The organism is Actibacterium ureilyticum, from assembly GCF_002285435.1.
Taxonomy (GTDB): Bacteria; Pseudomonadota; Alphaproteobacteria; order Rhodobacterales; family Rhodobacteraceae; genus Actibacterium_C; species Actibacterium_C ureilyticum.
Window position 1 is genome coordinate 520,806 of the sequence record NZ_NSBT01000037.1, and the last position, 18,662, is coordinate 539,467.

23 protein-coding genes, 1 tRNA gene and 1 other RNA gene are annotated in these 18,662 nt (G+C 65.5%); 10 read left to right on the plus strand and 15 right to left on the minus strand.

Going from position 1 to position 18,662, the window contains the following annotated elements; translation table 11 throughout:
* Nucleotides 1–104 precede the first annotated feature (104 nt).
* Nucleotides 105–1,931 (plus strand): M3 family oligoendopeptidase, encoded by a 1,827-nt coding sequence (locus CLM60_RS15480; protein WP_095590019.1) that lies wholly within the window; start codon nucleotides 105–107, stop codon nucleotides 1,929–1,931.
* A gap of 7 nt (nucleotides 1,932–1,938) precedes the next feature.
* Nucleotides 1,939–2,172: a hypothetical protein gene (locus tag CLM60_RS15485; protein WP_095590020.1), complete on the plus strand. Its 234-nt coding sequence runs from the start codon at nucleotides 1,939–1,941 to the stop codon at nucleotides 2,170–2,172.
* Between the two features lie 378 nt (nucleotides 2,173–2,550).
* On the opposite strand, the gene CLM60_RS15490 is transcribed toward CLM60_RS15485, so the two are convergent.
* The 3 genes from CLM60_RS15490 to CLM60_RS15500 all read right to left on the minus strand — a co-directional run bounded on the left by CLM60_RS15490 (nucleotide 2,551) and on the right by CLM60_RS15500 (nucleotide 5,719).
* On the minus strand, nucleotides 2,551–3,516 hold the full coding sequence (locus CLM60_RS15490; RefSeq protein WP_095590729.1) for a Gfo/Idh/MocA family protein: 966 nt from the start codon (nucleotides 3,514–3,516) through the stop codon (nucleotides 2,551–2,553).
* Between the two features lie 121 nt (nucleotides 3,517–3,637).
* The gene (rpoH, locus tag CLM60_RS15495) at nucleotides 3,638–4,534 is read right to left on the minus strand and encodes an RNA polymerase sigma factor RpoH (protein ID WP_095590021.1); all 897 of its coding nucleotides are present in this window, start codon (nucleotides 4,532–4,534) and stop codon (nucleotides 3,638–3,640) included.
* A 156-nt stretch (nucleotides 4,535–4,690) separates the two neighbouring features.
* Entirely contained in the window at nucleotides 4,691–5,719 is a 1,029-nt protein-coding gene (locus CLM60_RS15500) for a pseudouridine synthase (protein ID WP_095590022.1), read from the minus strand.
* Here CLM60_RS15500 and CLM60_RS15505 point away from each other — a divergent pair.
* Nucleotides 5,718–6,026, plus strand: coding sequence for a DUF6476 family protein (locus CLM60_RS15505; RefSeq protein WP_095590730.1), 309 nt, complete (start codon nucleotides 5,718–5,720; stop codon nucleotides 6,024–6,026). The genes CLM60_RS15500 and CLM60_RS15505 overlap by 2 nt on opposite strands.
* A gap of 63 nt (nucleotides 6,027–6,089) precedes the next feature.
* Here CLM60_RS15505 and CLM60_RS15510 read toward each other — a convergent pair whose 3' ends face one another.
* The 3 genes from CLM60_RS15510 to CLM60_RS15520 all read right to left on the minus strand — a co-directional run bounded on the left by CLM60_RS15510 (nucleotide 6,090) and on the right by CLM60_RS15520 (nucleotide 7,293).
* Nucleotides 6,090–6,698, minus strand: a complete 609-nt coding sequence (locus CLM60_RS15510) for a CDP-alcohol phosphatidyltransferase family protein (protein WP_095590023.1) — start codon at nucleotides 6,696–6,698, stop codon at nucleotides 6,090–6,092.
* Nucleotides 6,699–6,790: 92 nt separating this feature from the next.
* Nucleotides 6,791–6,867, minus strand: a tRNA-His gene (locus CLM60_RS15515).
* A gap of 54 nt (nucleotides 6,868–6,921) precedes the next feature.
* The gene (locus CLM60_RS15520; protein ID WP_342745130.1) at nucleotides 6,922–7,293 is read right to left on the minus strand and encodes a GNAT family N-acetyltransferase; all 372 of its coding nucleotides are present in this window, start codon (nucleotides 7,291–7,293) and stop codon (nucleotides 6,922–6,924) included.
* 194 nt (nucleotides 7,294–7,487) lie between these two features.
* On the opposite strand from CLM60_RS15520, the gene CLM60_RS15525 reads away from it, so the two are divergent.
* Nucleotides 7,488–7,685 (plus strand): DUF6324 family protein, encoded by a 198-nt coding sequence (locus CLM60_RS15525; RefSeq protein ID WP_095590025.1) that lies wholly within the window; start codon nucleotides 7,488–7,490, stop codon nucleotides 7,683–7,685.
* 11 nt (nucleotides 7,686–7,696) lie between these two features.
* Here the strand turns inward: CLM60_RS15525 and CLM60_RS15530 are convergent, their stop codons facing one another.
* Entirely contained in the window at nucleotides 7,697–9,304 is a 1,608-nt protein-coding gene (locus CLM60_RS15530) for a GMC family oxidoreductase (protein ID WP_095590026.1), read from the minus strand.
* A gap of 125 nt (nucleotides 9,305–9,429) precedes the next feature.
* Here CLM60_RS15530 and CLM60_RS15535 point away from each other — a divergent pair, with 125 nt between their 5' ends.
* Nucleotides 9,430–10,410, plus strand: coding sequence for a LysR family transcriptional regulator (locus CLM60_RS15535; RefSeq protein ID WP_141246540.1), 981 nt, complete (start codon nucleotides 9,430–9,432; stop codon nucleotides 10,408–10,410).
* Here the strand turns inward: CLM60_RS15535 and CLM60_RS15540 are convergent.
* On the minus strand, nucleotides 10,322–10,774 hold the full coding sequence (locus CLM60_RS15540) for an MmcB family DNA repair protein (RefSeq protein WP_095590028.1): 453 nt from the start codon (nucleotides 10,772–10,774) through the stop codon (nucleotides 10,322–10,324). The genes CLM60_RS15535 and CLM60_RS15540 overlap by 89 nt on opposite strands.
* A 329-nt stretch (nucleotides 10,775–11,103) precedes the next feature.
* On the opposite strand from CLM60_RS15540, the gene CLM60_RS15545 reads away from it, so the two are divergent.
* The 3 genes from CLM60_RS15545 (at nucleotide 11,104) to ssrS (ending at nucleotide 12,082) form a co-directional block, all read left to right on the plus strand.
* Nucleotides 11,104–11,430 (plus strand): ArsR/SmtB family transcription factor, encoded by a 327-nt coding sequence (locus tag CLM60_RS15545; RefSeq protein ID WP_095590029.1) that lies wholly within the window; start codon nucleotides 11,104–11,106, stop codon nucleotides 11,428–11,430.
* Nucleotides 11,423–11,851 (plus strand): SRPBCC family protein, encoded by a 429-nt coding sequence (locus CLM60_RS15550; RefSeq protein ID WP_095590030.1) that lies wholly within the window; start codon nucleotides 11,423–11,425, stop codon nucleotides 11,849–11,851. The genes CLM60_RS15545 and CLM60_RS15550 overlap by 8 nt, the downstream gene beginning before the upstream one ends.
* 72 nt (nucleotides 11,852–11,923) lie before the next feature.
* Nucleotides 11,924–12,082, plus strand: a non-coding RNA gene (gene ssrS, locus CLM60_RS21420) — 6S RNA.
* A gap of 22 nt (nucleotides 12,083–12,104) precedes the next feature.
* Here the strand turns inward: ssrS and CLM60_RS15555 are convergent.
* A complete protein-coding gene (locus tag CLM60_RS15555) occupies nucleotides 12,105–12,416 on the minus strand; it encodes a hypothetical protein (RefSeq protein WP_095590031.1) in 312 nt (103 codons plus the stop codon).
* 78 nt (nucleotides 12,417–12,494) lie between these two features.
* Nucleotides 12,495–13,130: a DUF2238 domain-containing protein gene (locus CLM60_RS15560; RefSeq protein ID WP_095590032.1), complete on the minus strand. Its 636-nt coding sequence runs from the start codon at nucleotides 13,128–13,130 to the stop codon at nucleotides 12,495–12,497.
* A 9-nt stretch (nucleotides 13,131–13,139) separates the two neighbouring features.
* Here CLM60_RS15560 and CLM60_RS15565 point away from each other — a divergent pair, with 9 nt between their 5' ends.
* A complete protein-coding gene (locus tag CLM60_RS15565) occupies nucleotides 13,140–13,943 on the plus strand; it encodes an endonuclease/exonuclease/phosphatase family protein (RefSeq protein ID WP_245848437.1) in 804 nt (267 codons plus the stop codon).
* On the opposite strand, the gene nusB is transcribed toward CLM60_RS15565, so the two are convergent.
* The 5 genes from nusB to CLM60_RS15590 are packed head-to-tail and all read right to left on the minus strand — an operon-like array spanning nucleotide 13,907 to nucleotide 17,219.
* Entirely contained in the window at nucleotides 13,907–14,374 is a 468-nt protein-coding gene (gene nusB / locus CLM60_RS15570; protein WP_245848438.1) for a transcription antitermination factor NusB, read from the minus strand. The two genes, CLM60_RS15565 and nusB, sit on opposite strands and share 37 nt — an antisense overlap.
* Nucleotides 14,371–14,922: a 6,7-dimethyl-8-ribityllumazine synthase gene (locus CLM60_RS15575; RefSeq protein ID WP_095590033.1), complete on the minus strand. Its 552-nt coding sequence runs from the start codon at nucleotides 14,920–14,922 to the stop codon at nucleotides 14,371–14,373. The genes nusB and CLM60_RS15575 overlap by 4 nt, the downstream gene beginning before the upstream one ends.
* A 1-nt stretch (nucleotide 14,923) precedes the next feature.
* Nucleotides 14,924–16,045, minus strand: coding sequence for a 3,4-dihydroxy-2-butanone-4-phosphate synthase (gene ribB, locus CLM60_RS15580; RefSeq protein WP_095590034.1), 1,122 nt, complete (start codon nucleotides 16,043–16,045; stop codon nucleotides 14,924–14,926).
* Nucleotides 16,042–16,614, minus strand: a complete 573-nt coding sequence (locus CLM60_RS15585; RefSeq protein ID WP_095590035.1) for a hypothetical protein — start codon at nucleotides 16,612–16,614, stop codon at nucleotides 16,042–16,044. The genes ribB and CLM60_RS15585 overlap by 4 nt, the downstream gene beginning before the upstream one ends.
* Nucleotides 16,611–17,219, minus strand: coding sequence for a riboflavin synthase (locus CLM60_RS15590; protein ID WP_095590036.1), 609 nt, complete (start codon nucleotides 17,217–17,219; stop codon nucleotides 16,611–16,613). Before CLM60_RS15590 ends, CLM60_RS15585 begins: the two co-directional genes overlap by 4 nt.
* Nucleotides 17,220–17,360: 141 nt before the next feature.
* Between CLM60_RS15590 and CLM60_RS15595 the strand changes: the two genes are divergently transcribed.
* Nucleotides 17,361–18,662: a capsule biosynthesis protein gene (locus CLM60_RS15595; protein WP_095590037.1), complete on the plus strand. Its 1,302-nt coding sequence runs from the start codon at nucleotides 17,361–17,363 to the stop codon at nucleotides 18,660–18,662.

Here is an 18,662-nt window from a genome sequence, read left to right on the forward strand (position 1 = left end):
TGTCGCGTCACAGATCATCATCCACGGCGCGGGGCGTCAACTGACACCTTGAAGCCCCGCCCCCGGGACGCTTAAGTCAGGTCAAACAGACAAAGAGGATGCTCATGCGTTTTTCCGCCCCCCGCCCCGTTTTCGATGCCGCCGCGACCGGCGCAGGATCGTTGGGCGATCTGCCCGACTGGGACCTGAGCGACCTGTACCCGGCCGAAGACGCGCCGGAACTGGCACGCGACATGGACTGGCTGGAAAGCGCCTGCGCCGATTTCGCCGACGATTATCAGGGGCGGCTGGCGGATCTGGATGCCGCCGGCCTTCTGGATTGCGTCAAACGCTATGAGAAGATCGAGAATGTCGCCGGCCGCGTCATGTCCTTCGCGGGCCTGCGCTATTACCAGAACACCACCGATGGCGGGCGGGCCAAGTTCTTCAGCGACTGTCAGGACAAGATCACCGGCTTCACCACGCCGCTGGTTTTCTATGCGCTGGAAATCAACCGTATCCCCGATGACCGGATCGACGACCATTTCGCCGCGAACGCCGATCTGGCGCGCTACAAGCCCGTCTTCGACCGGCTGCGCGCCATGCGCCCCTATCAGCTTTCGGACGAGCTGGAACAGTTCCTGCACGATCAGTCCGTCGTGGGCGCCGCCGCCTGGAACAAGCTGTTCGACGAGACCATGGCAGGCCTGGAATTCACCATCGATGGCGAGGTTCTGGGGATCGAGGCGACACTGAACTTCCTGACCGACACCGACCGCGACAAGCGCGAAGCGGCAGCGCGCGAGCTGGCCCGTGTCCTGACCGAGAACGTCAAGCTCTTCGCCCGCGTCCACAACACGCTGGCCAAGGAAAAACAGGTCGAGGACAAGTGGCGCAAGATGCCCACGCCGCAGACCGGGCGGCACCTGTCGAACCATGTCGAACCCGACGTGGTCGAGGCGCTGCGCAACGCGGTGGTGGCGGCCTATCCCAAGCTGTCGCACCGGTATTACGCGCTGAAAGCGAAATGGCTGGGGCTGGACAAGCTGCAAAGCTGGGACCGCAACGCCCCCCTGCCCGAAAGCGATGATGCGGTCGTCGACTGGGCCCAGGCGCGCGACACCGTGCTGTCGGCCTATGCCGATTTCGACCCGGAAATGGCCAAGCTGGCCGAGCCCTTCTTCGACAAGGGCTGGATCGACGCGGGCGTGAAACCCGGCAAGGCGCCTGGCGCCTTCGCTCATCCGACCGTCACCAACGTCCACCCCTATGTGATGCTGAACTATCTGGGCAAGCCGCGCGACGTGATGACCCTAGCGCACGAGCTGGGCCATGGCGTGCACCAGGTTCTGGCCGCGGGTCAGGGCGAGCTTCTGGCATCGACCCCGCTGACGCTGGCCGAAACCGCGTCGGTCTTTGGCGAGATGCTGACCTTCCGCAAGCTTCTGGACGCGACCGAGACACAGGCCCAGCGCAAAGCGATGCTGGCGCAGAAGGTCGAGGATATGATCAACACCGTCGTGCGGCAGATCGCGTTTTACGATTTCGAATGCAAGCTGCACGCGGCCCGCGCGGCGGGCGAGCTGACACCCGAACAGATCGGCGAAATCTGGATGGAGGTCACGACCGAAAGCCTGGGCCCGGCCTTTGAATACGGCATTGAGGGGTTCGAGAATTTCTGGGCCTATATCCCGCATTTCGTGCATTCGCCCTTCTATGTCTATGCCTATGCCTTCGGCGACGGGTTGGTGAACGCGCTCTATGCGGTCTACGAAGAGGGCGATCCGGGCTTCCAGCAGAAGTATTTCGAGATGCTGAAAGCCGGCGGCTCGAAACATCACAAAGAGCTTCTGGCGCCCTTCGGGCTGGATGCCAGCGACCCAAAATTCTGGGACAAGGGGCTTGGCATGATCTCGGGTATGATCGACGAGCTGGAGGCGATGGAGGGCTGAGGACCCGATGGCTCGCCGCCGCCCGCTGCTGCCCTATAAGCTGCGCAAGCGGTTGGTCCGGTTCCGCGAAAAGGTCCGCCGTCACGTGCCCCCCGGCCTGCGCTTCATCCTGGGTCTGACGCTGATCTTTGGCGGTATCCTGGGTTTTCTGCCGATACTGGGGTTCTGGATGATCCCACTGGGCCTGATGATCGCCGCGCTGGATCTGAAATGGATCCGGCGCTGGTGGCGACGCGGCTAGACTATTTCAGCTGACTGTCCTTCGAGCCGCGCCGGTGAATGCCGGGGCGCGGCGCCCAGCCAACTGAGGCAGCGGAGTTCCTGGCCCTCTACTTGTGGGGCGAATGGCCGGAGTGCGGACAAATCGGTCATTGGCTTGCAGCCGCGTGGTGCCCGACCGCGGGGGGGCGTCGATCCGGTTGAGCGGTGCACTTTATGGTGCCAAACACGTCTTCACTCAAAGGTCAGCGCGCCGGTGAAAGGCGCCCGCCCGGGGGGCGGTCGGGCGCCGCGCGGCGGGGCTGACGCCCCTTGATTCCGCGCAAAAGCGCGTATGACCTTTGTCCGGTAAAGGCTCTAACCAGCCATTCTCTGCACCCCAAGTTGGCCCTTCCCCGGTCTAACCAGCCGCTGCGAAGGCCCGGTCGATCACCGCCTGCGTGCCTCGGGCATCCTCCAGCCGCCAGGGATAGGGATCGCCCGTGCGCAGGCTGTGGCAGAAGGCTTCGACCTGGTTCACATAGTGATTGGCCGCCGGAAAGCGTTCCTCGCGGATGGCCAGCCCCGGCTGGTGCAGTTCGATCCGCGCCTGACCGAAGACCTGCGGGTTGAACGGCGCAGTCAGACGCAACAGCCCCGCATCGCCGTGAAAGTTCATCTCTTGCCGGGGGTGCATCCGCATCGACACCATGCAGTTATAGCTGAACCCCGGAAACCGCGCGATCACGCGCGAGGTCACATCGACCCCGTTTTCCCAAGCGATGTCGGCCTCGACCGTTTCAGGCTCCTGCCCGGTGGCAAAACGCGCCGAACCCAGCGTATAGACCCCGATATCGGGCAGAGCCCCGCCCCCGGTTTCCGGCTTGTTGCGGATATTGCCGGTATCGGCCCGGTTGTCATAGCTGAACGTGCCATCCACATGGATCAGGTTGCCGATCGCCCCGTCGGCGATCAGGTGCTTCGCGCGCTGCCATTGCGGGTGATGCACGATCATATACGCCTCGGCCGCCAGCAGCCCGGTTTCATCGCGCAGCGCGATCAGCGCGTCGATCTGATCGGCCTGCATCGCAATCGGCTTTTCACACAGCACATGTTTGCCCGCCCGCAGCGCTTTTTGCGTCCATTCCACATGCAGATGGTTCGGCAAGGGGATGTACAGCGCGTCAATTTCGGGTGCCGCCAACAGATCGTCATAGCTGGAATAGACTTGAATATCGGGGCAGAACGCGCTGAACCCATTGGCTTTTTCCGCGCTGGACGTGGCCAGCGCCGCCAGCCGCGCCCCCCGGGCCATATTGATCGCCGGCGCCATATGCTCGCGCGCGAATTTCGCCGCCCCCAGGATCCCCCAATTCACCACATCCATCGCCATCCTCCTGCCGTTGCCCATAGCCTAGCGGCAAAGGCCGGCGGGCAAAACGCCAAAAGAAAACCCCGGCAGGAAACTCCCTGCCGGGGCATTTTCACGTGTGACGGGGGCTGGCGGATCAGACCGTGCTCAGCACACCCTGGGACCGCGCCAGTTCCTTCATCCGCTTTTGCAGCTTCTCGAACGCCCGCACCTCGATCTGGCGGATGCGCTCGCGGCTGACATCGTATTGGCCGGACAGTTCCTCCAGCGTGACGGCCTGCTCTTGCAGACGGCGCTGGATCAGGATGTCCTTCTCGCGCTCGTTCAGCACGTCCATCGCCTCCATCAGCATCTCGCGGCGGTTTTCCAGCTCGTCCTTCTCGGCATAGGCCTCGGCCTGGTTGGCGTCCTCGTCTTCCAGCCAGTCCTGCCATTGCGCGCTGCCGTCATCATCGCTGCCGACCGTGGCGTTCAGCGACGCATCGCCGCCCGACAGCCGCCGGTTCATCGAGATCACCTCATCCTCGGTCACGTTCAGATCATGCGCGATCTTTTCCACGTGCTCGGGGCGCAGGTCACCCTCTTCCAGCGCGCCGATGCGCGCCTTGGCCTTGCGCAGGTTGAAAAACAGCTTCTTCTGCGCGCTGGTTGTGCCCAGTTTCACCAGGCTCCACGACCGCAGGATGTATTCCTGAATGCTGGCGCGGATCCACCACATGGCATAGGTCGCCAGACGGAACCCCTTTTCCGGGTCGAACCGCTTCACGGCCTGCATCAGGCCCACATTGGCTTCCGAGATCACCTCGGCCTGCGGCAGGCCATAGCCGCGATAGCCCATGGCGATCTTGGCGGCCAGGCGCAGGTGGCTGGTGACCATCTTGTGGGCCGCTTCGCTGTCTTCGCGTTCGACCCAGGCCTTGGCCAGCATGTATTCCTCTTCGGGTTCCAGCAGGGGAAACTTGCGGATCTCCTGCAGATAGCGGTTCAACCCCTGTTCGGGGCTGGGCGCCGGCAGATTTGCATAATTGCTCATTTATGTCCTCGTGGTCCCTGTGACTTACATCAAAGATAGGGATCTGAACCGCTCGGTTCAAGTTTTCGCCCTACCTCCGTTATGCACGGGACATGTGCAGAAATCTGTCACTTTTCCATGAATCTGTCAGCATTTCACGCCCTTGTGCACAGTGTTTCAACCCCGCAAAGCCGCGATCAGTTCCGCCATATCTGCCGGTAAATCGGCCTGAAACGCCATTTTTTCACCGGAAACCGGGTGAATGAAGCCCAAAGTCGCCGCATGCAGCGCCTGGCGCGGGAAATCGGCGGCGGCCTGCGCGCCTGTCGCCCCCAGCGCCTTTTCCGACAGTTTGCGCCGCCCGCCATAGACCGGATCGCCCACCAGCCCGAACCCGGCATAGGCCATGTGCACCCGGATCTGATGCGTGCGCCCGGTTTCCAGCCAGCAATCGACCAGCGCCGCCACCCCAGGTGTGCCAAAGGCTTCGACGACACGCGCCCGCGTCACCGCATGACGCCCGCCCGCCCAGACCACCGCCTGTTTCTGCCGATCCGTGCGATGGCGCGCCAGCTGCGTGGTGATCTTCAGGATATTGCCGCCCTCGAACCCAACCCCGCGCAACCCCACCAGACGCGGATCGCCCGCATCGGGCACACCATGCACCACGGCGCGGTAATGACGCTCGACGCTGTGCGCCTCGAACTGCGCCGCCAGGCCGGTATGCGCCTGGTCGGTCTTGGCCGCGACCAGCAGCCCGCTTGTGTCCTTGTCGATCCGGTGCACGATGCCCGGCCGCTTCTCGCCCCCGATGCCCGACAGGCTGTCGCCGCAATGGTGCAGCAACGCATTGACCAGCGTGCCGCCCGGACTGCCCGGCGCGGGGTGCACCACCATGCCCACCGGCTTGTTGATGACGATCAGCGCGTCATCCTCGTAAACCACATCCAGCGGGATCGCCTCGGGCCGGGTTTCGACCTCCTCGGCCTCCGCAAAGCTCAGCTCCAGCACATCGCCCTCGGCCACGGCGGCGCGCGGATTGTCCAGCACAACGCCCGCCCGCGACACGCCCCCCGCCGCGATCAGCTTGACCAGGCGCGAGCGTGACAGCCCCGCCCCCTCTGGCACGTCGCGCGAAAGCGCCTTATCAAGACGGCCGGGGGGATTGGCCCCGATAACCACCGAAAGGCGGCGGATGATGGACATGGACGATGCCTCTGCTGATGTGGCCGAACCGGCGAACCTGCGCTTTCTGCGCCGGCTGGTGACGGTCCTGACCGCGGTGATGATCCTGGGCGTTGTAATTCTGATCGGCCTGCTTGTCATCCGCCTGAACACACCGCGCAGCCTGCCCCTGCCCGCGGAAATCGCCCTGCCCGACGGCGCCACGGCCACGGCGTTTACCCGCGGCCCGGACTGGCTGGCCGTGGTGACCGCCGATGACCGTATCCTGATCCTGGATGCCGCCACCGGCGCCCTGCGGCAAGAGGTGCAGATCACCCGCCCCGACTAGGGCGCCCGGCCCTTTCATTGCTCCATAAATACTCACGGCGCAACCGCGCCACAAAGCACCGCGTCAGCCGGGAAACACCCGCCGCGCCAACAGCACCCGCGATCCGGCGGTCAGGAAACATACCCCCCCAAACCCCCAGGCCAGCGGCGCAAACCACGCGGGCCACAGGCAGAGCGCCACGAAAAACGCGATGGTCTCGGTCCCCTCCAGCAAGCCGCCGGTGAAATAAAGCGATTTCACACCGCGCGCATCGGTCGACATCTGTTTCTTTTCCGCCAGGATCGCAAAGCCTAGGAAGCTGGCCCCATTGGCATAGAAACTGGCCAGCAGGAACGCGCCCGCCGCCCCGTTTGCGGATGGGGCGAGCCAGACAAAGCCCAGCGGGATCGCGCCGTAAAAGACGAAATCGCAGGTGATATCCAGATAGCCGCCGAAATCGGTCTTGTGGCTGGCGCGTGCCACGGCGCCGTCCAGCCCGTCGGCCAACCGGCTGGCCAGCAGCGGCAGCAAAGCCCAGCCCGGCGCCCCCAGCGCGATCGCGCCAGCGGCCATCAAACCCAGAACCAGCCCCGCCAGGGTCACCGCATCGGCACCGATTCCCGCCGCGGCGACATGGCGCCCCAGCCGGTCCAGCGGCGGATCGATCAGTTTCCGGGCGACCCCGTCCAGCATGCGCACCTCACTTGTAAGCCGGATGATTTGCGCCCGGTCCGGGGGCAAAGGCAAGCCGCCTCACGCCGATGTGTTGGTGTTGTGTCGGATGATGGTACCACCTCCCCGGCTCGAACGGGGGACCTCCTGATCCACAATCAGGCGCTCTAACCAACTGAGCTAAGGCGGCACTGGCAGGGGATTTAGCGCCGCGCGCCGGTGAATGCAAGGGCCAGATCGCCGGTTAAAGGTCGATCTGCCAATTCTGTTCGACCAGCGGCTGGCCGAAATTATGGACCGCGCGGGAATCGGTCAGCCGAAACCCGTGCCCGCGATAAAGCGCACAGGCCGCGCGGTGGCTTTCATGGGTCCACAACACCAACCGGTCATAGCCGCGCGCCCAGGCATAGTCGGTACACAGGGTCAACAGACGGTGGCCCAGCCCCAGCCCGCGCGCCGCCGGCACCAGCAGAAACAGCCGCAGCTTCGCCTCGCCCGGGGTCGCGCCCCGGACGCAGAAGATCGAGCCAAGCCGCTCTGCCCCGCGATGCGCGATCCAGGCGCGCTCGCAGTCCGGATCGCGGTTGCGGATGAAATCGGCCAGGATCTCGGCCACCAGCGCCTCGAAACTGGCGTCGAACCCGTCATTTGCGGCATAAAGCTCGGCATGCTGCTGGATCAGCCAGCCCGCATCGCCACATCCGTTGTCATGGCGCCATCAAATGCGCCCCGCCCGGCGTCGTCAAGGATGCTTGCCTTGCGCAGGCCAAAGCCCTATGTCGATTGCTCGAACGACAAGGGGCCAGCACCATGGGCATCGACAAGGAAAGCGACATCTCCGCCAATCTGCAGATCGGGCCGACCAGCATCGGCATGGTGCGGATCTATATCGAGGCCGACGGCGTCGAGCTGCCGATGGATTTCGACCCCGAAGAGGCCGAGGAAATCGCCGAGGAAATCCGCGCCGCCGCTGCCCGCGCCCGCGCGATGACCACCAAGAAGGGCTAAGCGCGGCCCCGTTACCCCGCCGACCTGCCCCGGATCATATCCGCCGCCTTTTCCGCGATCATGATAGTCGGTGCATTGGTGTTGCCCGATGTGATGCGCGGCATGACCGAGGCATCGACAACCCGCAGCCCCCCGATCCCATTGACCCTCAACGCCCCGTCGACCACCGCGCCGGGATCTGTGCCCATGCGCGCCGTACCGACGGGGTGAAAGATCGTCGACGCGATCTGGCCCGCCCCTTCGATCAGTTCTGGCTCGGTCCGGTATTGCGGGCCGGGCTTGAATTCCTGCGGGTTGAATGGCGCCAGCGCGGGCTGCGCCATGATCCGCCGCGTCAGCCGAATGGCATGGGCCGCGACCGCACGGTCGCGCGCGGCCGACAGGTAATTGGGTTGGATTTGCGGCGGGCGCATCGGATCGGCCGAGGTGATGCGCACATGCCCCCGGCTGTCGGGGCGCAGGTCGCAGACGCTGGCGGTGATGGCCGGGAAATCATGCGGCGGCTCGCCAAAGGCATCCAGCGTGACCGGCTGCACGTGGTATTCCAGATCCGGCGTCGCGACATCGGGGGTCGACCGGGCAAAGGCCCCAAGCTGGCTGGGCGCCATCGACATCGGGCCGGACCGGGTCAGCAGGTATTCCAGCCCGATCCGCGCCTTGCCCATCAGCGAATTGGCCATCGTGTTCAGGGTGCGGGCGTTTTCCACCCGATAGGCACAGCGGATCTGCAGGTGATCCTGCAGGTTGCCGCCGACCTCGGGCTGGTCCAGCACCACGTCCAGCCCCAGCCCGCGCAGATGCGCCGCCGGGCCGATCCCGGACAGTTGCAGGAGTTGCGGCGACCCGACCGCGCCGGAGGACAGAATGACCTCGGCCCTGGCCGTCGCCTGTGCCGGCAAGTCGTGACGACGAAACCGGATGCCGGTGGCGCGGCGGCCATCGAACAGGATCCGCTCGGCCTGGGCATGGGTCAGGACCGTCAGGTTCGACCGCCGCCGGGCCGGGCGCAGAAAGCCCTTGGCCGTGCTCCACCGCCAGCCATTGCGCTGGTTGACCTTGAAATAGCCGACACCGGAATTGTCGCCGCGATTGAAATCGGGGGTTTCGGGGATGCCCGCCTCGACCGCCGCGGCCTTCCAGGCGTCCAGAATGTCCCAATGCAGGCGCTGCCCCTCGACCCGCCATTCGCCGCCCGCGCCATGAGCGTCATCCGCACCGGCATAGTAATCCTCGGACTTGCGGAAATAGGGCAGCACATCCGCCCAGCCCCAGCCGTCCAGCCCCATCTGGCGCCAGCCATCGTAATCCGCCGCCTGCCCGCGCAGGTAAAGCATGCCGTTGATCGACGAACAACCGCCCAGCACCCGGCCCCGGGGATAAAGCAGCGACCGCCCGCCCAACCCGTCGCAGGCCTGTGTCCGGTAGCCCCAATCGGTGCGCGGATTGCCGATGCAGTACAGATAACCCACCGGGATGTGGATCCAGTGATAGGCATCGCTGCCGCCCGCCTCCAGCAGCAGAACGCGCGTGCCGGGGTCCTCGCTCAGCCGGTTGGCCAGCACACATCCCGCGCTGCCGGCGCCGACGATGATGTAGTCGAATTGCCCGTGATCATGCATGCCGCGCCGCCTCCTCCGGTTTGTGGCAGGGCCATATAACGCGGGCCGCGCACCCGGCGGGGGTAACGAATTTGCACACCCCTTGCCCGTTTTCGTGCATAACGGCCCCGACAAAGGGGGCGCCCGTGACCGAATCTTCGCTGGACTGGAACGATGTCCGCTTCTTTCTGGAAACCGCGCGCGCCGGGCGGATAAGCCGCGCGGGCAAGCGGCTGGGCGTCAGCCACACCACCGTGGCCCGCCACATCGCCCGGATCGAGTCCGCGCTGCGCAACCGCCTGTTCGAGCCGGGAAGCGACGGGCTGACCCCGACCGAGGCCGGGCGCGCCCTGATCCCCCTGGCCGAAGAGATGGAGGCGCGCGCCGTCGCGATCCGCGACCTGCTGCAACGGCCCGGCGGGCTGCGCGGGCGGGTCCGGGTCGGCGCGCCCGACGGGTTCGGCAATGCGGTTCTGTCGCGCATGTTGCCGGAGCTCTGCGCGCAAGAACCCGATCTGACGCTGGAACTGGTGCCGGTGCCTGCGATGCACAAGCTGTGGAACCGCGAGGTCGACATCGCCGTCAGCCTGGAACGCCCCGAGACCGGGCGGGTGGTCATGCAGCGCCTGACCGACTACGACCTGCGCCTTTATGCGGCGCCCGGGTTCATCGACCGGCACGGGCGGCCCGACGCCCGCGCGGATCTGGCCGCCCTGCCCTTTGTCGGCTATGTCGATGCGCTGCTTTACACGCGCGAGCTGGATTTCAACCGCCTGATCCACCCCGATATCGTGACCCGGTACAAGGCCGCGACCGTTCAGGCGCAGCTGGATGCGGTGCGCGCCGGTGCGGGCCTGGGGGTGCTGCCCTGTTTCATGGCCGCGCAAAGCGGGCTGGTGCCGGTTCTGCCGGATACGGTCGCGTTTCGCCGCGCCTATTGGCTGCTTTACAGCGAGGACGAGCGCGACAACCCGCGCATTCGCCGCGTGGCCGGGTTCATCCGCGCCGCGACACAGGATCGCGCGGCGCTGTTCCGTTTCACCCCTGACGCAACAGGCCGCCCGGCTCGGGATCCCGCAGCGCCTGAAGGCGCAGCGCGGCGTGGCGGGCGAATTTCCGGGTCATGACCTTGCGCCGCGCGGCGGGCAGCTTGTCCTCGGGGCCCATGCGCAGGATCTCGGCGTCATAGGCATCGGCAATGATCAGACCGGTTTCCATCGGCAACAGCTCGGACGGGAAATCGGCATCCACTGCCCAGAAGAACCGGTCGCACCAGTCCAGATAGCCCTGCCATTTGCTGTCGGACATATAGTCGGCCCGGCTGGATTTGCATTCCACCACCCAGATTTCGCCCCTGGGACCCAGCGCCATGACATCGACACGCAGCCCGGTCGCAGGCACCAGTTCCTCGACCGTCACGAAGTCGTGGCTGCGCAGATGGCGGCAGACGCCACGGGCCAGAAGCTGTCCGGGTTGAAGCAGATCGTCCATGGGGCGAATATGAACAATAGGTGAACATCTGGCAAGGTGGGATTGCGGGTGCCTTGGTCCAAAGTGCCGCGGCCGACCCTGGGTGGGCGCGCCACACCGGTTGTGGTCTGCGGTTTATCCCAAAGCCCCGAACGCGGTTTGAACGGCAAAAGAGGTCGCCAATGCGCCCTCCCGGGGGGAGGGTCGGGCGCGGCACGGGTTGGCCACCCGTGCCGGGTACTGGCGGCGGGCGCGACGCATAAAACCGACCCCATTGCGAATCCACTTGACATGATACCTTTGGGTATCACACAAAAGAGATACCAAAAGGTATCCAATAAGGCCCGCACATGACCGCCCTGACCCAGGATTGCTTCCGCGCCCTTGCCGATCCGACCCGCCGCGAAATCCTGTCGCTGCTGTCGCGACAGGACATGACCATCGCCCAGGTGGCCGGGCATTTCGACATGACCCGCGCGGCGGTGAAAAAGCACCTGACCGTGCTGGAACAGGCCGGCCTGATCCAAACCCATGCCGAAGGGCGCGAACGGATCAACAGCTTTGCGCCACAGGGCCTGCGCCCGGCGGTCGACTGGCTGGGGCATTTCGATGCCTTCTGGGATGACCGCCTGACTGCCCTCAAATCCGCCATTGAACAGGACCAGACCGATGCATGACACCGCGACACGGACCGACACGACCATCCGCAAATCCATCTTTCTGCCCGCCGACAAGCCCACTGTCTGGCGCTATCTGACCGATGCCGAATGGCTTGCCCGCTGGTTCCACCCCGCCGACAGGGATCTGGCACCGGGGCAGGATTACCTGCTGACAAACCAGGCGGATGGCGACCGCATGTGCTGGGGCACGGTCGACGAGATGCGCCCGCATGACTATATGCGCTGGTCCTTCACCGTGGGGCCGCTGGACGGGCGGATGAGCTGCGTGGAATGGCGGCTGGAGGACGCCCCCGGCGGCACAAGGCTCAGCCTGGAACATAGCGGCCTGCCCGAGGATTCCGAAGGCTTCGGCCTGGTGCTGGCGCTGGACAAGGGCTGGCACGGGTTTCTGGGCAATCTGCGCCAGATCACGGGCTGAACCGCAAATCGAAGAAATGCGGTCAGCCGCCCCCTTGCAACACCGCCCGGCGCGCCCTAGTTAAGCCCTTGGCGGGTACTGCCCTTCGCGTCACTTATGGCAAAATTCCGGTGGCCTTAAACACTTCCGAGGGAGCTGGCTCTGTTCGGATCCTGGTCCGGTTACCCGGCGCCCACCTGTACACACAGGTCCTCGGGAATGCTTTGCCCCGACGGTCGCGGTGGTCCCGCCACATTTCCCTGATCTGCGGGTGTCAGCCCCGGTCGCTCCGCACCGGGATCAGTGCAGGTTCGACCACGGGCTCGGCCACAAGCCGCTGCGACTTGCCGCCCGAGCCATCGCTGTCCTCGCCCATCCGCATGATCGAAATCCCGAACTGCACGCCGGAAAAGACGATCCCGTTGAACATGAACAGCATGAAAAGCGCCAGATAGCCCATCGGCGACGACGTCACCAGATGCGCCAAGTTGGCCACATTGGTCCACAGCAGCAACGCAACGAACCCCGCCGACAGGGCGAAGCCGATCAATGTCTGACGAATGTAAAGCGATACGAGTTTGGGCATGGCAAATATCCTTGTATGCTTGCGCATAACCTAGGCCGCATCCCCGCGCATTTCCAATGCCCGATTGTCGCAGCCCCGTCAGCGGAAGCGGCGGAAAAGGCGGCGGTTGGCGGCCACGAAATCCGCCAGAAGCGCCGATGGGCCGCCCAGTTCGCGCCCCTTGAGATAGAAAAACCCAACGACCGCCCCCGCGCAGGCCCCGATCATGTCGACGATCAGATCCCACATCGTGTCGATCAACCCGCTTTTCTGCATGTTCAGGCCAAAGCTCTGGTCCATCGCGAACTCGAACACCTCCCACACCGCGCCGATGCTGACAGCAAAGGCGAATGCGATCAGCGACAGCGCCCAGGCGGGGGCGGCGTAACGGTCGCCCTCGAACAGGAACAGTGCGAACAGCACCCCGATCAGGCCGAACCCCATCGCGGACCCGCCATGCAGAACGACATCCCACCACCAGTATCGCTCATAGAAATCAAAGACTTCACCCAGAAAGATCGTGGAGAACACGAAGACCGTGATCAGCGCGAAAAAGCTCAGCGGCAGATGCACGCCGAACCGCCGCACCAGCACGCCGGGCGCCAGCGACAAAAACAGCGTGGCGACCGACACAAAGGCCAGCGACCAGCGGCCGGTGACCAACGCCACAAGCATCGCAACGGCCAGCACCGCCCAGATCAGTTTCACCACGATGGGCTGCTCTCGCAGGATCATGGGGCCAATATGGACCCCGCGCGGCCCCGCGACAATGGCAGCGTTGGCATCCGTGCCGCCCGCCCCCATATCTGGGGGATGACAGATCAACCGCTGCGCGTGGCCAGCTATAACATCCGCAAATGTATCGGGCTGGACCGGCGCCGCCGCCCGGACCGGATCGCTGAAGTGATCGCCGGGCTGGGCGCCGATATCGTCGCCTTGCAAGAGGCCGACCGCCGCCTGGGCGCGCGGCCCGCCGCGCTGACGCCTGCGCATCTGGATGGCAGCGGGCTGCAGGCGCTGCCGATTGCCCGCAACGGTGTCAGCCTGGGCTGGCACGGCAATGCCATTCTGGTGCGGCGGGGGATTGCGATGACGGATCTGCACCGGCTGGATCTGCCGGGGCTGGAGCCGCGCGGCGCGGTGATTGCCGATCTGGCCGGGCCCGGCGGGCCGTTGCGCGTGGTGGCGACCCATCTGGGCCTGACCCGGCGGCACCGTCGCCAGCAACTGGATCGGATCACGGGCGTGGTGAACGGCCTGTCGCCGCTGCCGACGATCATCCTGGGGGATTTCAACGAATGGGCGTCCCTGCGCGGGCTGGAGCCGCTATCGGCGGGCTATACCGTGCTGGCGCCGGGCCACAGCTTTCACGCCGCGCGGCCCATCGCCCCGCTGGACCGGATCGCGCATTGCGCGCAGCTAACCCTGACCGATGCGGGGGTGGTGGAAACCCCGCTCAGCGCGCGGGCGTCGGACCACCTGCCGATCTGGGCGGAGATCCGGCTGACGGATCAGAACGCCTCGGGCTTGGCCTCGCGCGCCATGTGATCCAGCACGGCGTTGACGAATTTCGGCTCGCGCCCCTCGGGGAAGAACGCCTTGGCCACGTCGACATATTCGGTGATCACCACCTTGGGCGGCGCCTTGTCGTCCAGCAGCTCGGCCCCCGCCGCACGAAACAGCGCCCGCAGCGTGGGGTCGATCCGGTCGATGGGCCATTTCGCCACCAGCGCGCGGTCGGTCATCTGGTCGATCCTGGCTTGCAGGTTGACGGCCGTGTCCAGCACCCGGCGGAACAGGTTCACATCGCCCTCGGCCATCTCGTCGCCGTCGTAATCGGCGCCGAAACGATGGGTCTCGAACTCGTCACGGACCGCATCGACGGTCTGGCCGGAATGCTCCATCTGAAACAGCGCCTGCACCGCATAAAGCCGCGAGGCCGATTTCATCTGGCGTTTGTCTTTGGTGTTGGCGCTCATGCCGTGGCCGGTCCTTCGTTGTCGCCCGCAATGCGGAAACTTTCCGAGGCGGGTTTGAACCCCACCCCCTTGGTTGCGCCGCCCCATTTACGCGCCAGCGCGATCAGGTGCAATGCCGCCTCGGCCGCGCCGCCGCCCTTGTTCTGGCCCTGTGCATCGGCGCGCACCACGGCCTGATCGCGGTTTTCCACGGTCAGGATGCCATTGCCCAGGCATGCGCCCTGCAATCCCAACAGGGTCAGCCCGCGCGAGCTGTCGTTGCAGACGGTCTCGTAATGGGTGGTTTCCCCCCGGATCACGCAGCCCAGCGCGACATAGCCGTCATAGTTCGACATCCGGTGCGCCAGCGCGATGGCCGACGGGATTTCCAGCGCGCCCGGCACCTCGACCGTTTCATGGGTGCCGCCGGCGGCCTCGATCGCCGCACGGGCGCCCGCCAGCAGGTTGTCGGCGATGTCCTTGTAATAGGGCGCCACGACGATCAGCAGCTTGACCGGCTTGTCGAAGCGCGGCGTGGGCAGGGTGTGATGGGTTTCCGATCCGGCCATGTTACTTTCCTGGAATGGGTTTGGTGCCGACGATGCTCAGGCCATAGCCGTCCAGCCCGACAATCTTGGGTTGGGGCGAGTTCGTCAGCAAGATCAGTTCATGCAGGCCCAGCGACGACAGGATCTGCGCGCCCAGCCCGTATTGCCGCAGCTTGGTGGGCGACACGCCATCCTCGGGCTGCAGCTTCATCTCGACATCGCGCAACAACACGACCACGCCGCGCCCCTCGGCCTCGACCAGGCGCATCGCGTCGCGGAATTCATCCGCGCGGCCCGGCCCGCCGGTGCCGATCACGTCCAGCATCGGGTTCAGCGCATGCATCCGCACCAGCACCGGCTCGGGCGTGGTGACATCGCCCTTGGTCAGGACGATATGTTCCGACCCTTGGGTTTCGTCGGTATAGATGCGCATCATCCAGTCGCCGCCGAACTCTGAAGTAATGGCCGTAACCGATTGTTCTCGAACCAAATTATCGTGACGACGACGATAGGCGATCAGGTCGCTGATCGTGCCGATCTTCAGCCCGTGTTTCTGAGAGAACGCCACCAGATCGGGCAGCCGCGCCATGCTGCCATCTTCGTTCATGATCTCGCAAATCACGCCCGACGGGTTCAGACCGGCCAGGCGCGACACGTCCACCGCTGCCTCGGTATGGCCCGCGCGGACCAGCACGCCGCCATCGCGGGCGCGCAGCGGAAAGATATGGCCCGGCGTGGCGATATCGGCCGCGCCCTTGCCCCGGTCGATGGCCACCGCCACGGTGCGTGCGCGGTCATGGGCGGAAATGCCGGTGGTCACACCCTCGCGCGCCTCGATCGACACGGTAAAGGCGGTTTCGTGGCGCGACGAGTTATAGGACGCCATCAGCGGCAGGCCCAGCGCGTCGATCCGCTCGCCCGGCAGGCTCAGGCAGATCAGCCCGCGCCCGTGGGTGGCCATGAAGTTGATCGCCTCGGGCGTGGCCATCTGCGCGGGGATCACCAGATCGCCCTCGTTCTCGCGGTCCTCGTGGTCGATCAGGATGAACATCCGCCCGTTGCGGGCATCGTTGATGATCTCCTCGACCGACGAGATCGCGTCGCGCCAGTTTTCCTCGACCGGGCCGGGTTTTTCAAAGCTCATCTGGCCGCTCCTGCAAAGAAGGTTTCAGCGGGCACGTAACCCGCCAGCCGGCCCGCCTGGGCCCATGTGCGTTCCAATGCGGTGTCGCCCACCAGCAGCACCGCGCTGGCCGGGGCCTGTGCCAGCCGTGTGGCATGGGCGATGCGGGTGCGGGTGGCGTCCCAGCCGTGGATAAAGAGCGGCGCGGGGCTTGCGCCCTCCAGCACCGCATCATGCGCTTGGGCCACCAGATCCGCGTCCAGCGGCGGCTGCACCACCGCGATGCGGGCGCAATTGCGCATGACCGAAAGCTGTTCCCGGCGGTCTTCGGGCATATGCAGGTTGCGGTTCAGCATCCTGAGCGCATTGGTGGAAAACAGGAACCCGATCACGTCGCGGCCCGTCCCGGCGCGGATCCCGGCATAGGTCTTGTAGTCCAGCCCCAGTTCACGCGCGCGGTTGATCCGCAGGCGCACAACCTCGATCGGCAGTTTCGGCATCAGCTCGGCCCGCGCCTTGCCCCAGGCGTGGCGGCGCCAGCCGAAGCCCGGCTCCATCGTGGGTCCCTGATTGTGGCCGATACCGCTCATGCGTTCCAATCCTGCAGGCGCGCGACATAGCGCGCCAGCGTGTCGATCTCAAGGTTCACGGCATCCCCCACCGCAACGTCACCCCAGGTGGTGACCTGCTTGGTATGGGGGATGAAATTGACCCCGAAATCGCGGCCATTCACTTCGTTCACGGTCAGCGAGGTGCCATTGAGCGCCACCGAGCCCTTGGGCGCCACGAACCGCGCCAGATCCTCGGGCGCGCGGAAGGTGACGCGCGTGCTGTCGCCCTCGTCCGCCATCGCCACGACCTGGGCCACGCCATCGACATGGCCCGACACGATATGCCCGCCCAGCTCGTCGCCCACTTTCAGCGCGCGTTCCAGGTTGATCCGCTTGCCGACCGACCAGCCGTTGCGGCCGATATTGGTCTTGGACACGGTCTCGGCCGAGATATCGACATCGAACCATGTCCCCTGCCCGTCTGCCCCGAAATCCGTGACAGTCAGGCAGACGCCGTTGCACGCGATCGACGCGCCCAGCGCGATGCTGTCCGCGTCATAGCCCGTGCCGATCCGCGCGGTCAGATCGCCGCGCTGATCCAGTTTCCGAACGGTCCCGATATCGGTGATGATCCCAGTGAACATGGCAATGATCCTTTCGATTTCTGACCTAGCCCGTGGCGCGACCAAGGGCAACCCGCAGCACCCCTGCACAAGGCCGCAGGGCGGCGCCCCAAAATTGCCCTGTTGGCCTGCGACGGTACATGGATGTAAACCGGCCCCAGAATGACACAGACCACCGACCGACGTTTTTTGTTCCTGCAAGGCCCGCATGGGCCGTTCTTCGACCGCGCGGGCGCCATGCTGCGCCGGGCGGGGGCGCGGACCCTGCGGGTGGGGTTCAACCGGGGCGATGCGGCGTTCTGGTCCGACCGGGACAGCTATCGCGCCTATACCGGCACGCCAGAGGATTGGCCGGGCTGGTGCGACGCGCTGATGGCCGATGCCGGGGTGACCGATCTGGTGGTCTATGGCGACACGCGCCCGATCCACGCTGCCGCCATAGCCCTGGCCCGGGCGCGCGGGCTGACCGTGCATGTGTTCGAGGAAGGCTATCTGCGCCCCTATTGGGTGAGCTACGAGCGTGACGGGGCAAATGGCCATTCCCGGCTGATGGATCTGAGCGTCGCGCAGATGCGCGCCGCCCTGCCCGCCAGCGACCACACCCACACTGCCGCCCCCGCGACCTGGGGCGCGCTGCGCCAGCATGTGTTTTACGGCGCGCTTTACCATTTCCACGTTCTGGCGCGGAACGGTCCCTATGCGCATTTCCGTCCGCACCGGGCGCTTAGCGTGCGGCAGGAGTTCCGCCTGCATCTGCGCCGGCTGCTGTGGATGCCGGCGCGACGGGTGGGCCGGTTCGTGGCAACGCGCCGGATCCGGCGGGGCGGCTATCCCTATCATCTGGTGCTGTTGCAACTGGCCCATGACACCAGCTTTCTGGACCATAGCCCCTTTGGCGACATGTCGGAATTCATCGACCTGTGCATCAGCGCCTTTGCCCGTGGCGCGCCCGCCCATCACCATCTGGTGTTCAAATCCCACCCGCTGGAGGACGACCGCTTTCCGCTAAGCCGCGCGATTCGCCACGCCGCACGGCGCCACGGGATCGCCACGCGGGTGCATCTGGTTTCGGGCGGGAAACTGGCGCGGCTGCTGGACGAGGCGCAAAGCGCGGTGACCGTGAATTCCACCGCCGGGCAACAGGTGCTGTGGCGCGGGCTGCCGCTCAAGGCCTTCGGGCGCGCGGTCTATGACAAGCCGGAATTCGTCTCGGCCCAACCGCTGGAGGCCTTTTTCGCCGACCCCCAGCCGCCGGACCGCCAGGCCTATGTCGACTATCGTCGCTTTCTGGTCGAAACCTCGCAGGTGCCCGGCAGCTTCTATTCCCGGCGCGGGCGGCAGCAGCTGCTGCGCCGGATCGCCGATCTGATGCTGGCCGCGCGCGATCCTTATGACGCGGTGCTGAACCCCGACGCGGCACAGAGGCAACAGTCCGTCAGGTTGCGAATTGCACCGGATCGGTGA

Coding starts and splice junctions, on each gene's coding strand:
- CLM60_RS15530 (WP_095590026.1), bottom strand. CDS start 9,304: ATGCATGATCACGGGCAATTCGACTACATCATCGTCGGCGCCGGCAGC.
- ribB (WP_095590034.1), bottom strand. CDS start 16,045: ATGAGCTTTGAAAAACCCGGCCCGGTCGAGGAAAACTGGCGCGACGCG.
- CLM60_RS15490 (WP_095590729.1), bottom strand. CDS start 3,516: ATGGATGTGGTGAATTGGGGGATCCTGGGGGCGGCGAAATTCGCGCGC.
- CLM60_RS15595 (WP_095590037.1), top strand. CDS start 17,361: ATGACACAGACCACCGACCGACGTTTTTTGTTCCTGCAAGGCCCGCAT.
- CLM60_RS15540 (WP_095590028.1), bottom strand. CDS start 10,774: ATGGACGATCTGCTTCAACCCGGACAGCTTCTGGCCCGTGGCGTCTGC.
- CLM60_RS15485 (WP_095590020.1), top strand. CDS start 1,939: ATGGCTCGCCGCCGCCCGCTGCTGCCCTATAAGCTGCGCAAGCGGTTG.
- CLM60_RS15590 (WP_095590036.1), bottom strand. CDS start 17,219: ATGTTCACTGGGATCATCACCGATATCGGGACCGTTCGGAAACTGGAT.
- CLM60_RS15585 (WP_095590035.1), bottom strand. CDS start 16,614: ATGAGCGGTATCGGCCACAATCAGGGACCCACGATGGAGCCGGGCTTC.
- CLM60_RS15560 (WP_095590032.1), bottom strand. CDS start 13,130: ATGATCCTGCGAGAGCAGCCCATCGTGGTGAAACTGATCTGGGCGGTG.
- CLM60_RS15500 (WP_095590022.1), bottom strand. CDS start 5,719: ATGTCCATCATCCGCCGCCTTTCGGTGGTTATCGGGGCCAATCCCCCC.
- CLM60_RS15550 (WP_095590030.1), top strand. CDS start 11,423: ATGCATGACACCGCGACACGGACCGACACGACCATCCGCAAATCCATC.
- CLM60_RS15555 (WP_095590031.1), bottom strand. CDS start 12,416: ATGCCCAAACTCGTATCGCTTTACATTCGTCAGACATTGATCGGCTTC.
- CLM60_RS15505 (WP_095590730.1), top strand. CDS start 5,718: ATGGACGATGCCTCTGCTGATGTGGCCGAACCGGCGAACCTGCGCTTT.
- CLM60_RS15480 (WP_095590019.1), top strand. CDS start 105: ATGCGTTTTTCCGCCCCCCGCCCCGTTTTCGATGCCGCCGCGACCGGC.
- CLM60_RS15565 (WP_245848437.1), top strand. CDS start 13,140: ATGGACCCCGCGCGGCCCCGCGACAATGGCAGCGTTGGCATCCGTGCC.
- CLM60_RS15510 (WP_095590023.1), bottom strand. CDS start 6,698: ATGCTGGACGGGGTCGCCCGGAAACTGATCGATCCGCCGCTGGACCGG.
- nusB (WP_245848438.1), bottom strand. CDS start 14,374: ATGAGCGCCAACACCAAAGACAAACGCCAGATGAAATCGGCCTCGCGG.
- rpoH (WP_095590021.1), bottom strand. CDS start 4,534: ATGAGCAATTATGCAAATCTGCCGGCGCCCAGCCCCGAACAGGGGTTG.
- CLM60_RS15525 (WP_095590025.1), top strand. CDS start 7,488: ATGGGCATCGACAAGGAAAGCGACATCTCCGCCAATCTGCAGATCGGG.
- CLM60_RS15545 (WP_095590029.1), top strand. CDS start 11,104: ATGACCGCCCTGACCCAGGATTGCTTCCGCGCCCTTGCCGATCCGACC.
- CLM60_RS15575 (WP_095590033.1), bottom strand. CDS start 14,922: ATGGCCGGATCGGAAACCCATCACACCCTGCCCACGCCGCGCTTCGAC.